13 protein-coding genes and 1 riboswitch are annotated in these 12,650 nt (G+C 29.4%); of the genes, 11 read left to right on the top strand and 2 right to left on the bottom strand.

The window, feature by feature from the left end; all coding sequences use genetic code 11:
• Nucleotides 1–64 precede the first annotated feature (64 nt).
• From LL038_RS11575 to LL038_RS11540, 8 genes are all read left to right on the top strand, one after another.
• Nucleotides 65–619, top strand: coding sequence for a biotin transporter BioY (locus LL038_RS11575; protein ID WP_216120454.1), 555 nt, complete (start codon nt 65–67; stop codon nt 617–619).
• An 89-nt stretch (nt 620–708) separates the two neighbouring features.
• Nucleotides 709–1,434 carry a dethiobiotin synthase gene (gene bioD / locus LL038_RS11570; RefSeq protein ID WP_216120456.1) on the top strand — a complete coding sequence of 242 codons (726 nt, stop codon included), beginning with the start codon at nt 709–711 and terminating at the stop codon, nt 1,432–1,434.
• A 21-nt stretch (nt 1,435–1,455) separates the two neighbouring features.
• Nucleotides 1,456–2,817 carry an adenosylmethionine--8-amino-7-oxononanoate transaminase gene (gene bioA, locus LL038_RS11565; RefSeq protein ID WP_216120459.1) on the top strand — a complete coding sequence of 454 codons (1,362 nt, stop codon included), beginning with the start codon at nt 1,456–1,458 and terminating at the stop codon, nt 2,815–2,817.
• Nucleotides 2,818–2,950: 133 nt separating this feature from the next.
• Nucleotides 2,951–3,778, top strand: a complete 828-nt coding sequence (locus tag LL038_RS11560) for a Cof-type HAD-IIB family hydrolase (RefSeq protein ID WP_216120460.1) — start codon at nt 2,951–2,953, stop codon at nt 3,776–3,778.
• Between the two features lie 181 nt (nt 3,779–3,959).
• Nucleotides 3,960–5,375 carry an NADP-dependent phosphogluconate dehydrogenase gene (gene gndA / locus LL038_RS11555; protein ID WP_216120462.1) on the top strand — a complete coding sequence of 472 codons (1,416 nt, stop codon included), beginning with the start codon at nt 3,960–3,962 and terminating at the stop codon, nt 5,373–5,375.
• Nucleotides 5,376–5,588: 213 nt separating this feature from the next.
• Nucleotides 5,589–5,915: a GntR family transcriptional regulator gene (locus tag LL038_RS11550; RefSeq protein WP_216120557.1), complete on the top strand. Its 327-nt coding sequence runs from the start codon at nt 5,589–5,591 to the stop codon at nt 5,913–5,915.
• A 1-nt stretch (nt 5,916) separates the two neighbouring features.
• Nucleotides 5,917–6,792: an ABC transporter ATP-binding protein gene (locus LL038_RS11545; RefSeq protein ID WP_216120464.1), complete on the top strand. Its 876-nt coding sequence runs from the start codon at nt 5,917–5,919 to the stop codon at nt 6,790–6,792.
• On the top strand, nt 6,792–7,529 hold the full coding sequence (locus tag LL038_RS11540; protein ID WP_216120466.1) for a hypothetical protein: 738 nt from the start codon (nt 6,792–6,794) through the stop codon (nt 7,527–7,529). The genes LL038_RS11545 and LL038_RS11540 overlap by 1 nt, the downstream gene beginning before the upstream one ends.
• 132 nt (nt 7,530–7,661) lie before the next feature.
• Here the strand turns inward: LL038_RS11540 and LL038_RS11535 are convergent, their stop codons facing one another.
• Both LL038_RS11535 and LL038_RS11530 read right to left on the bottom strand, forming a co-directional pair.
• Nucleotides 7,662–8,438: an ABC transporter permease gene (locus LL038_RS11535; RefSeq protein ID WP_216120468.1), complete on the bottom strand. Its 777-nt coding sequence runs from the start codon at nt 8,436–8,438 to the stop codon at nt 7,662–7,664.
• A gap of 2 nt (nt 8,439–8,440) precedes the next feature.
• A complete protein-coding gene (locus tag LL038_RS11530) occupies nt 8,441–9,070 on the bottom strand; it encodes an ABC transporter ATP-binding protein (protein WP_216120470.1) in 630 nt (209 codons plus the stop codon).
• 261 nt (nt 9,071–9,331) lie between these two features.
• Here LL038_RS11530 and LL038_RS11525 point away from each other — a divergent pair, with 261 nt between their 5' ends.
• From LL038_RS11525 to LL038_RS11515, 3 genes are all read left to right on the top strand, one after another.
• Entirely contained in the window at nt 9,332–10,438 is a 1,107-nt protein-coding gene (locus LL038_RS11525) for an alanine racemase (RefSeq protein WP_216120472.1), read from the top strand.
• An 89-nt stretch (nt 10,439–10,527) separates the two neighbouring features.
• A riboswitch (NiCo riboswitch) is annotated at nt 10,528–10,620 on the top strand.
• Nucleotides 10,621–10,948: 328 nt separating this feature from the next.
• Nucleotides 10,949–11,359 carry a hypothetical protein gene (locus LL038_RS11520; protein WP_253200204.1) on the top strand — a complete coding sequence of 137 codons (411 nt, stop codon included), beginning with the start codon at nt 10,949–10,951 and terminating at the stop codon, nt 11,357–11,359.
• Nucleotides 11,360–11,411: 52 nt separating this feature from the next.
• Entirely contained in the window at nt 11,412–12,578 is a 1,167-nt protein-coding gene (locus LL038_RS11515; RefSeq protein ID WP_216120474.1) for an AI-2E family transporter, read from the top strand.
• The last annotated feature ends 72 nt before the right edge of the window (nt 12,579–12,650 follow it).

Genomic DNA, 12,650 nt, shown 5'->3' with positions numbered 1-12,650 from the left:
TTTACAATAGAGAGCCATTGCTTTATTATATAGTATATACCAATTGTATTGAGGAGGAATATCCATGAAAAACACTAGAAATTTAATCTTAGTAGCTATGTTTGCAGCATTAACAGCAATTGGAGCTTTTATTAAGGTGCCAATACCATATGTACCTTTTACCCTTCAATATCTGTTTTGTGCTTTGGCTGGACTAATTTTAGGCTCAAAATTAGGTGCATTGTCACAAATAGTTTATGTGGCTGTTGGACTTTCCGGTGTGCCTGTATTTACTGAAGGTGGAGGTATAGGTTACATATTTAAACCTACATTTGGATACCTTATCGGGTTCATAGTGGCAGCTTATGTTATAGGTAAAATAAGAGAAAAAGTGTTGGAATTAACTTTTGTTAAGACAATATTTACTCTACTTTCGGGTCTATTTTTTGTGTATTTATTTGGAGTAATATACCTATACATTAGTTATAATTTATATCTCGGAAAGGATATTTCTTTTTATTTTGCATTTTTTTATGGCTTTGTGATTTGCATAGCTGGAGATTTGGTACTAACAGTATTTGCAGCATATATTTCAATAAAACTATTACCTGTTTTAAGAAAAAGTGGATACATCGAATAAAATAATTATAAGAGAGGGGTATTGTATGAGAGTAGTTATTAAGAGTATGGGTAAAAAGGAAAACAAGCTAAATTTGGAGGTTAGAAAAAATGTCTAAGGGAGTATTTATAGTTGGAACAGATACTGACGTGGGAAAAACTATTGTAACTGCTGGAATTATGCATGTTCTGCGAAGTAATGGATATAATGCTACTTATTTTAAGGCAGCACTTAGTGGGGCTATTGAAGAAGGCAATGAACTTATTCCAGGTGATACCAAGCTTGCTTGTGATGTGAGTAATTTGGAAGAAGTTTATGAAAACATAACGCCCTATGTTTATAAGAATGCAGTATCCCCTCATCTTGCAGCTAAAATTGAGAATAAGCCTATTCAAATAGACTTAATAAGACAAAAATACAATTACTTAAAGGGTAAATATGATTATGTTATCGCAGAAGGTAGTGGAGGAATAGTATGTCCATTAATAGATGATGAAAGAGGAGTATATACTCTTGAAAATCTTATAAAGGATTTAAATATGAGTGTTGTTATTGTGGCAAGAGCTGGTGTGGGAACAATTAACCATACAGTACTTACCGTAGAATATATAAAATCATTAGGGATTAATATTAAAGGGATTATAATAAACAATTATATAGATGATCTTCTCTGTAATGATAATATTCAAATGATAGAAAAGCTTACTAAAGTGCATGTTATAGGCAAGCTTAAACATATTGTAAACCTAAATGAGAACAGGATGCGAGCTATAAGAATTAATGCAGAAAATGCTTTTAGTATTAAGACTTTAGAAGGATGCATGGATCAATTATAAAGTGAAAGTTGAGGTAAATAAATGAATAGTTATGTAGAAAAGGATTTGAAATATATTTGGCATCCATGTTCACAAATGAAGGATTATGAGGAACTTAATCCAATAGTTATTGAAAGTGGGGAAGGGGTTTGGCTTTATGATATTGATGGAAAAAGATATTTAGACTGTATATCATCTTGGTGGACGAACACTCTAGGACATAGCAATAAGAGAATTAACGAGGCTATAAAAAAGCAGATAGATAACATTGAACACGTTATATTTGCAAATTTCTCAAACAAGCCGGCTATAGAACTTGCGGAAAAGCTTGTTGATATAACACCAGACAAGCTTAAAAAAGTGTTCTTTTCTGATAATGGATCCTCAGCGGTAGAAATAGCTTTAAAGATGAGTTTTCACTATAACATGCAAAAAGGAAATATTAAAAAGAAAAGGTTCGTAGCACTAAGCGATGCATATCATGGTGAGACATTAGGTGCGTTATCTGTTTGTGATATTGATGAGTTTAACGAAGTATACAAGCCCCTCCTTTTAGATACATTTAGAGTAGAAGGACCAGATTGCTATAGGTGTAAATATGGTTTTAATAGGGAGAGTTGTAATGCAGAGTGTTTTGAGGATATGGAGAAGTGCTTAACTCAAAATCATATTGATATAAGTGCAGTAGTAGTTGAACCTATGGTTCAAGGTGCTGCGGGTATGAAGATTTATTCACAAATTTATTTAAAGAAGCTTCGATATTTTTGTGATATATATGATATACACATTATTGCAGACGAAATTGCAATGGGCTTTGGTAGAACTGGAAAAATGTTTGCTTGTAACCATGCTGACATAAGTCCAGACTTCATGTGTCTCTCGAAAGGGATTTCGGCTGGATATATGCCTATGTCAGTAGTTATGACTACAGATGATATTTATGATTGTTTTTATGGAGATTATAAAGATCGAAAAACATTTATACATAGTCATACTTATTCAGGAAATGCTATGGGTTGCGCAATAGCACTCGAGAACTTAAAGATATTTGAGGAAGACAATATTATAAAAAATAACGTAGAAAAAGGTGAGTTTATAAAAAAACTTACACTGGAAAAGGCAGAAAGTTTAAAGTATGTAGGTGAGGTAAGAAGTATAGGGATGATAACAGCTATTGAAATAGTGAAAAATAAGGAGACAAAAGAAAGTTATCCATTTGAAATGAGAGTAGGATATGAGATTTACAAGATTGCTCTTAAAAAGGGACTAGTACTAAGGCCAATAGGAAATGTACTTTATTTTATTCCACCGTATATTATAAATAATAATGAGATAGAATTTATGGTGAATACTTGTTTTGAAAGTATAGCCGAATATTTTGATCTCAATAGAGAATTAAAATAAACTTAAAGGGGATGGAATTTATGAATATTAAAAAGTTAATGTTGAAATTAAACCTATAAAGGTAGATAATTAGATATAATATGATTTTTTATATCATTTAAATAATAGCAAGCTACTAAAGGAGAAAATATATATGATTAAGTACAAATGGTGTGTATGCGATATGGATGGAACATTATTAAATTCAGATAATGTTATTTCAAAGGATAATGAAGTAGCACTAAAAAAACTCCAGAAGATGGGGTTAGAAGTAATTATTGCATCTGGAAGACTGGATCTTATGGTAAAGACTTATATAAAGCAGTTAAATTTAAAAGGACCTGTTATATCTTGTAATGGTGGACTAGTTAGGAATATTGAAACAGGTGAAGTTCTCTATTCGAAGGTAATGGATAAAATTGCTGTAAAAGAGGTTACAACTTACTGTAATAATAATGAAATAGAGTTTATTATATACACTGCTGATTTAGTGTATTCTACTAAAAACAATCTGGTAGGCAAAAGATATGCGGACCGTAATAAAATTTTATTACAAGATGAACAGATACCTATAAAATATATAGATGATAAAGTGATGGCAAATATTAATGATATAGATGCTTTTAAAGTTTTGTTAGTTTGTGAAAAACATGATGATATTATATTACTACAAAAGCATTTTTCAAAATATGATAATCTTACAGTAGTAAGTTCTGCAACAGGGCTTTTAGATATTATGGCATCAGATATCTCTAAGGGTAAAGCTTTAGAAATATTGTCGAAAAAATTAAATGTAAGCTTAGATGAAATTATGGTTTTTGGAGATAATTACAATGATATAGAAATGTTTGAATGTGCAGGAATGCCTATAGCTATGGAAAATGCAGTAGAGGATGTAAAACTTGCGGCAAAATACATAACTAAATCTAATAATGAGTCTGGAATAGCTTATGCCATAAACAATTACATATTAAAAGAATAAATTAAGATAATAACAGTAACTAAAATAAACGCATTGTACTTAAAAGGTACGATGTGTTTTTGTTTATAGTTTATTATATGGTATATTATATTATAATAGAAGTTGAATGACATATGGCATATCATAGTATAATATATACTATGATTCAAGCAGAGAAATTTTTAATAAGGAGGAGTTTTAAATGAAAAAACAACAATTTGGAGTTTTAGGTATAGCTGTCATGGGCAAAAACCTGGCATTAAATGTTGAGAGCAGAGGAATATCTGTTTGCGTATATTCAAGGAATAGAAATACCATAGATGAATTTTTAATAGAGGCAAAAGGGAAAAATATAAAGGGGGCATATTCTATTGAGGAATTCGTAAATTCTTTAGAAACTCCAAGAAAAATATTAATTATGATTAAAGCAGGATTACCTGTTGATGAAACTATAGATAAATTAATACCTTATATATCAAAGGGTGATATATTAATCGATGGCGGTAATTCGTATTTTATGGATACAATACGTAGAAGCACGAAACTTGAAGAGTTAGGGTTTAAGTTTATAGGAACTGGAGTTTCAGGTGGAGAAGAAGGAGCTTTAAAAGGACCAGCAATTATGCCTGGGGGAGAACTGGATGCTTATAAAATAGTTGAACCTATCTTCACGGCTATATCTGCAAAGGTAGATGGAGAACCTTGCTCTACGTATATTGGAACAAATGGGGCTGGACATTATGTGAAAATGGTCCACAATGGTATAGAATATGGGGATATGCAACTTATTTGTGAGGCTTACGCACTCCTAAAAGGGGTAGCAGGGCTAACAAATGATGAAATTCATGATGTTTTTGAGCAGTGGAACAAAGGGGAACTTAATAGCTATTTAATAGAAATAACTAGTGACATATTTGCTCAAAAAGATAATGAAACAGGGGAGTATATGGTTGATATTATTCTAGATAAAGCAGGTCAAAAGGGAACAGGAAAATGGACTAGTCAAAGTGCTCTAGATCTTGCAGTTCCTATACCTACAATAACTGAGGCTGTTTTTGCACGATGTATGTCATCATTAAAAGATGAAAGAATATATGCAAGTAGTATTTTAAAAGGACCGGATGTTAAATTTAAAGGGGATAAAAAAGGTTTTATAGAAGCTGTAAGAAGGGCCCTTTATACAAGCAAAATATGTTCATATGCTCAAGGATTTGCACTTATGAGGGCTGCATCAAAAGAGTATAATTGGGATCTTAAATATGGAAAAATAGCTAAAATATTTAGAGGTGGTTGTATAATTCGTGCGCAATTCCTTAACAAAATAAATGAAGCATATGAAAACGATGAAAATCTTAACAACTTAATGCTAGATTCATATTTTAGTAATATCATTAATAGTTATCAAAAGGACTTACGATATGTAATAACAACAGCAGTAAATTTGGGAGTACCAGTACCATCATTTTCAAGTGCTTTAACATACTATGACAGTTATAGAAGTGCAAATCTTCCAGCAAACTTGCTTCAGGCGCAGAGGGATTATTTTGGAGCTCATACATTTGAAAGAATAGATAAAGACGGAACATTCCATCATGAATGGATAAGTGAAATGAAATAGTGAAATTTATAAAATGAATGAACATATTAATAGATAAGGTGTTCTAGGAAAAGATAAAGGCCAGTTTGAATATTAAACTGCTTTTTATCTTTTTTTATTTTATACATCTATTGACAATAAAGTTAATTAGTTATATAGTTAATTACATAAGCAACTAACCAATTAGGTTATGGAGGTGTTAATTTGGATTTTAATAATGATGTACCTATATATATGCAGATTGCTCAAACTATTGAGGATAAAGTTCTTAAAGGAATATTCAAGGAAGAAACGGCTATTCCATCTACAACAGAAATATCTGTTAAGTATAAGATAAACCCGGCTACTGTAGCTAAAGGATTTAATTTACTTGTAGATGAGGGGATTATATATAAAAAGAGGGGTGTAGGTATGTTTGTTGTAGCTGGGAGTAAAGAAAAATTAATTGGCATAAGAAAAGAAAAATTTTATGAAAATTATATAGTTTCTTTAATAGAAGAAGCAAAGAAATTAAATATTTCAAGTAGTGATATTGTTAAAATGATCGAAGGGGGGATTTAAAGTGGGTACAATAAAGCTTTTAAATGTAAGTAAAAGATATGGGGATACTTTTGCATTAGATAATATATCATTAACTATAGAAGAAAACAAAATATATGGATTACTCGGAAGAAATGGAGCTGGAAAGACAACTCTTTTAAATATTATAAATAACAGGATTTTTTCAGATAAAGGTGTTATTTCTATAGATGGTAAAACTTTATCAGATGATAAAAATGCTTTAGGTAATATATATTTTATGACAGAACAAAATCTATATCCACAAGCTATGAAAGTAAAGGAACTATTTAAGTGGAGCAAAGAATTTTATCCAAAGTTTGATATGGTATATGCATTAGAACTTTCTAAAAAGTTCGAATTAAATATAAATAAAAGGGTTAAGGAATTATCAACGGGATACGCTTCTATTTGCAAAATTATAAATACAATGGCATCAGGTGCAGAAATCTTAATGTTCGATGAGCCAGTTTTAGGACTAGATGCTAATCATAGAGAATTATTTTACAAAGAACTTATGGAAAGTTATATAGAGAAGCCTAAAACTATTATATTATCTACTCATATTATTGAAGAAGTATCACATTTATTAGAAAGGATAGTTATTATTAAGGATGGTAAAATAATTAATGATGAAAATGTTGAAGAATTACTAACTAAATGCTATAACGTATCTGGATTAAATAAGAATATAGATGAGTATATTAAAGATAAAAATTGTTTAAGCGTAGATGAAATGGCATCTTTTAAATCAGCAGTTATAAGTGGAATAAATGGAGATGCGCAAAAGATAGAACAGAAAAAACTAGGACTAGAAGTATCAAAAGTTGAACTCCAAAAACTATTTATAGATTTGACGAATAATGGGGGTATAAAATAATGAATAGTTATAAACTTGCTAAATATAATATTAAAAGCAGCCTTAGATCAATAATAATTTTTTACTGTATTTTTATAGCTGTAATACTATTTATAACTATAAATAGTACAGGAATCAGTATTAGTGGAATTGAATTTTCATCCATGATATTTCTATTTGTCATGGGGTTAAACTTGTTTAAAGAAAGTTTTTATTTTAGTCAAGCTAACAATATACCTAGAATAGATTATTTTAAATCTTTAGTTATAACTATTTTACCAATAGCTTTAGTCATGTCAATAATAGATGTTATATTAAATAGAATTTATAATATATTTGTAGTATGTCCAACATTGTATGATATGGCTTATGGTAACTTTCCGCGATTTCATGATTATGCAGATACATGGATACAAAATAATAGCATACAAATACTAATAGGGACAGCTACATTTTTGATTGCTTTGTATATTATTGCATTTGCAATAGGATTATTAATTACTATGATATTTTATAAGTATAACAAAACAATGAAAATCCTAATATTTTTAAGCCCTATAGCTATTCAAGCTATAGGGGAAAGTGTTATATACAATTTTCCAGAGTTTGGAGAGAAATCAGGGGCTTTTATTGATAATATATTGGGGATAAGTACAAGAAACTCATATATATGTGTTATAACATTTATATGTTTATTTATAATAACAATGTTTTTTGTTTATATACTTGTTAGAAAAGCTGTGGTTAAAAGAGATTAAAAGAATAAAAAATTAAAAGATAGTACATAAAAGAAAAGTTATTAATTATAAACAGAAGATAAAAAATCTAACTATAAAAGCTGTGAAATTGATTTCGCAGCTTTTGTAATTCAAATAATAGTAAATAGTATATCAAATTTCTAAAAATTGTTTTTTAGTATTATACAAAGACTTATACCCTAAGTTTAAGGATAGAAAAACTGTTACACAAACAGAAGTACAAATTGCAATCATAATAGCTATTTGGTACATAATTGCTGTAGTAGGTAATGTACCAGAGAGCATTTGACCAGTCATCATTCCTGGTAAAAAGATTATACCCATTCCGAGCATTGAGTTTATTGTAGGAATTAATGCTGTTTCGAAAGCATTATTAGCGAATGGCTTCAATATATTTTTGGGGTCCACACCTAAATTTAGTAAAGTATTAATTTTATTCTTTTCTTTGCTTATATCATCCATGAAGGTTTTTATTGCAATGTTTACTCCGGTCATAGCGTTACCAATAATCATACCAGCCAGTGGTATGGTGTATTGGGGGTTAAATATAGATTTACCAACAACTACTGTGACAAAGAAGATTAGAACAAAAAGTCCAGAAAATGTTAAAGAAATCCCAATTGCAATTTTAAAATTATTGTTTAAGTCTTTTCTACTTGTAATTACTCGATGTATAGAAAATGTTATCATAATTATTAAAAAAAATACAGTAAATAAGGGATTGGGATTACTGAAGACATATTGAAGTATGTAACCAACAATTATAAGCTGAATTGTCATTCTTAAACTTGCAACTAAAAGAAGTTTTGTTTGAGTAACTTTTGATTTTTTCATAATTAAAAGTACTATAATTAATAGTAAATAAATAAGCAGAAAGTGGGAAATACTTAGTTTTACAATACCCTCCATGTTTACACCTCCTTAATTATTTCAATTTTATTTTCACAAAATTCTTCAACTATAGTTTTATTGTGGCTTACAATTACGATTTCAATATTTTTAGTCTTGCAGAAATCTATTATATTTTTCATTACCCTGTGCCCAGTTATTTCATCTAAAGCTGATGTTGGTTCATCTAGCAATATAACTTTTGGACATAATGATAAAAAAATTGATATATAAACTCTTTGACGTTCTCCACCAGAAAGGGTAGAGGCATTTTGGTCTAGGGAAACATTTACGCAACAAAGCTGAGTTATGTAATTTATGTAATCACTGCTAGGCATAGCTTTTTGTCTTAATGAATAAAAAGTTTTGAAATTGTCCATTATGCTTTCATTAAAAAGAAAAGGCTCTTGAGAAACTAGGCTTACTTCGCGACGTAAATTAATGGGCTCGTATGTGTCAATTGAAAGCCCTTTATATAATAATTCACCAGAATCTCCATTAATAGATTGATTTAATAACTTTAAAAAGGTGCTTTTGCCAGAGCCGCTTTCTCCAACAATAAAATTAATTTTGCCTTTTTTAATTTTTATATCATTGTAAGTTAGATTGCTATTGTATATAAGTTTACTTGCCTCAAATAATGGTTCATTCATTATAATTCCTTCTTTATTTTTATTTATTTTTTATTTATTTCATTTAAGTCTATTATAACATTTTATGAATAGCTTATAAATTAATACATAATAGTCTAGGTCTTTTAAATCTTATAGTAACAATTGATGAAATTAAATATATAGTGATATTAGACCATTAAAATATAATAAAAGGTTAATTTTATAAGATTATTTAAATTGTTTTTATTATAGGTTATACTGTTAAGGAAAGAAAGAAATATCTTTTAAGGGAGAACAGGTATGAATAAAAAAGCTTATTCAGATATTACATATCCAATACTTGAAATAAACCTAAAAAAAATATATGAAAACGTTAAAGGCATGGTAGACTTATGTAACACCCAAGGTATAAGTATTGCTGGAGTAGTTAAGGGGTTTAATGCAATACCAGAGGTATCTATGCAATTCGTAAATGCAGGATGCACATATATAGCAAGTTCAAGAATGGATCAAATAATTAAACTAAAGGAATATGGGTTAAATAAGCCTTTTATGATGCTTAGAATTCCAATGTTTAGCGAAATAAAAAAACTAGTTGAATTTGCACAGGTTAGTTTAAATTCTGAGATGGAGACACTTAATATGATCCAAAAGGAATGTGAATTGCAAGGGAAAAAGCATAAGGTAATATTAATGATTGACCTCGGAGATTTAAGAGAAGGGGTATATGACCAAGAGGAAGTTATTAACTTAGCAACGCACGTAGAAAACCATCTTAAAAATGTTGAATTGTATGGGATTGGAACAAACCTAGGTTGTTATGGGGCTATAGTTCCAACAATTGAAAATTTAGGAAGACTTTGCAATATTGCTGAAATAATTGAAAGTAAAATAAATAGAAGACTTGATATAATTTCTGGAGGTGCTACAAGTTCGCTGCCGTTAATAATAGATGGTAAAATGCCTAAGAGAATAAATAATTTAAGATTAGGTGAAGGAATATTATTAGCAGAGGATTTAGAGAAATTCTGGGGATATGATATGAAGTATATGCATAAGGATACCTTTGTATTAAAGGCACAGATTGTTGAAATAAAAAATAAACCTACACATCCTATTGGGGAAGTATTTATTGATGCTTTTGGGACGAAACCAATTTATGAGGATAACGGTATAAGGAAAAGAGCACTACTTGCAGTGGGAAAACAGGATTTTGGATTACATGATAAGCTAATTCCACAAAAACAAGGTGTTAAAATTATAGGAAGCAGTTCTGATCACTTAATTGTAGACATTGAAGAGTGCGATATAGAACCTAAATTAGGAGACATACTTGGCTTTTTAATGTATTACCCACCAATGATGTATTTAACTGAAAACCCTAGCATCCCAAAGGTTTTTATATAAAAACCTTTGGGGTAATAAATGATATATATTGACATGAAAAAATATATATGGTAATCTTAAAAAAATCTCTTTGCACTGCATACAAATCTACAGTACAAACTGAGCAGGCGATGAACTTTAAAAAAAGTTCATGGGGCTGGGCCTAAAAGGCAACAGGATGATTATATACCTGTGGGACAGTTTATTGTTCTACGGTTTTTTTATACCCATTACTAGAACATATCTGAAGATTGCAATGCAAAAGAGTTACAAGTGATTCAGGATTTCAATGGAAGATGATGATAATTTTTCAACTATTGTGGATACAATAAAAGATGGTAGACAAATTTATGATAATAAGGAATTAAATCTAACCAATAAATAAAAAATATTTTTGAAAAAACTATTAGGACTTGAGAAAGTCTATAAAAATATTGAGGATATTAAAATTGATTTTACAAATGTGTTTGGAGTTTAAGCTAATATTAAACAAAGGTTAATATTTATAAGATTAAACGGGGGGATTATATTATGCAAACAAGAGCTTTATTTGAATTTTTAGGTTGGGTAACAGTTATATGTTTCGGTATAGCAATTTCAAATTATTTCGTGAAGTTTATTAATAAGAAATATATTAGTAAACTTGGAAAAGAAAAAAAGCCAATAGTAGATCTATATAGAAAGTTAATGAAAATAATTATTAAATATCATAAGCTAGCAGGTACAATAGCAATATTTACTGTATTGACTCATTTTATCATTGCTTTTTCAGCAGGTCGCATTAGTATAACTGGAATAGTTGCAGCATCATTTATGGTCATCATATTCTTTTTAGGTGTTTATGGTGCTTTTATAAATAAAAACCGTAAAGGTAGGTGGCTTAAAGTTCACCGCACTATGGCATTTGTATTATTATTAGCTATAGTAATTCATATTATATAAATATTACTCAAATAACATAATACTAAAAATAATTACTGAGGAGAATATAAATTTGAAAGACAAGTTAGATAAAAAGTATCTTGAATGCGTATTATATGTTGTGCTAGGGGCAACCCTAATATTTATAAGTTATAATGTAGTCTTTAATTTCAAAGTATTATTTACAAATACCATTGGTATAATAAATGCTATAACTTCAATTATATCGCCACTTATTGTTGGTTGTATAATTGCTTATCTACTATATCCGTTATCAAAGATTATAAATACTTTTTTAGTTAAGTCATTAAAACTCAAATATAAGCCACATTTGATAAGCATTCTGCTAACATATTTAGTAGTGATTTTATTGGTTGTTATACTTATTTATAGTATGTATGCAATGATTGGTGGACAAATTAGTAGCAATCAAACCTTATCGGTCATGTTTGCAACTATAACTGATTATATAAAACGATATAATGAACTCTTTGATTATATTAATAGCAAAATTACTCAGAGTGGTCTTTCACTTGATATAAAGGGGTATTTATCTCAAGCTATAACCCAAGTATATTCCTATTTATCGGTCTCTATAAATAGTATTATTATGTTATTTGCAGGTATAGGCAATATTCTTGTGAATAGTTTTATTGGCCTATTTATTTCTTTTTATTTGTTAAAGGACCATGATTTTTTTAAGATGATTTATATAAATTCTGTGGGACTTATAATGAGAGAAAGAAAGTTTAATAGCTTTAATAAAACTCTATTTGAAATTAATGATATTATATCTAGCTTTATAAGAGGGCAATTGCTTGATGGTTTAATAGTTGGCTTAATTAGCAGTATTGGACTATCCGTTATAGGACTTGATTTTGCTTTTCTCATAGGGTTAACAGCAGGTATTGCTAATATCATTCCTTATGTTGGTCCACTAATTGGTTGTATTCCAGCCATTATTATTGGTCTTCTTAGTCCAAATCCAATTATGGCTGTATGGGCGGTTCTATTACTACTTGCAGTTCAGCAACTTGATAGTGCTGTTATATCACCAAAAGTTGTAGGAGATAGTATGGGGCTTCATCCAATATTCGTAATTATGGCAATAACAATAGGGGGTTCAATAGCAGGTATAATGGGAATGCTTTTATCTGTACCTATTGCTGGTATAATAAAATTATTTATAATGAAAATTATAACAAGGCATTCAGAGCTTGGAAACATGAAAGATAAGTAGGTACAAGATACATATGTCTATTTTAGGAATAAAGAAGGAATATTTAGAATCTTGTAGAATCTTATATTATAG

Origin of the sequence: Clostridium estertheticum, from assembly GCF_026650985.1 — a bacterium.
GTDB classification, from domain to species: domain Bacteria; phylum Bacillota; class Clostridia; order Clostridiales; family Clostridiaceae; genus Clostridium_AD; species Clostridium_AD estertheticum_C.
Note: the sequence above shows the minus strand (reverse complement) of the source record. Positions and strands in the feature narration are given on the sequence as shown.

What these genes read in the sequence shown, in the direction of transcription:
- LL038_RS11575 (WP_216120454.1), top strand. Translation starts at nt 65, where the DNA reads ATGAAAAACACTAGAAATTTAATCTTAGTAGCTATGTTTGCAGCATTA.
- bioD (WP_216120456.1), top strand. Translation starts at nt 709, where the DNA reads ATGTCTAAGGGAGTATTTATAGTTGGAACAGATACTGACGTGGGAAAA.
- bioA (WP_216120459.1), top strand. Translation starts at nt 1,456, where the DNA reads ATGAATAGTTATGTAGAAAAGGATTTGAAATATATTTGGCATCCATGT.
- LL038_RS11560 (WP_216120460.1), top strand. Translation starts at nt 2,951, where the DNA reads ATGATTAAGTACAAATGGTGTGTATGCGATATGGATGGAACATTATTA.
- gndA (WP_216120462.1), top strand. Translation starts at nt 3,960, where the DNA reads ATGAAAAAACAACAATTTGGAGTTTTAGGTATAGCTGTCATGGGCAAA.
- LL038_RS11550 (WP_216120557.1), top strand. Translation starts at nt 5,589, where the DNA reads ATGCAGATTGCTCAAACTATTGAGGATAAAGTTCTTAAAGGAATATTC.
- LL038_RS11540 (WP_216120466.1), top strand. Translation starts at nt 6,792, where the DNA reads ATGAATAGTTATAAACTTGCTAAATATAATATTAAAAGCAGCCTTAGA.
- LL038_RS11535 (WP_216120468.1), bottom strand. Translation starts at nt 8,438, where the DNA reads ATGGAGGGTATTGTAAAACTAAGTATTTCCCACTTTCTGCTTATTTAT.
- LL038_RS11530 (WP_216120470.1), bottom strand. Translation starts at nt 9,070, where the DNA reads ATGAATGAACCATTATTTGAGGCAAGTAAACTTATATACAATAGCAAT.
- LL038_RS11525 (WP_216120472.1), top strand. Translation starts at nt 9,332, where the DNA reads ATGAATAAAAAAGCTTATTCAGATATTACATATCCAATACTTGAAATA.
- LL038_RS11520 (WP_253200204.1), top strand. Translation starts at nt 10,949, where the DNA reads ATGCAAACAAGAGCTTTATTTGAATTTTTAGGTTGGGTAACAGTTATA.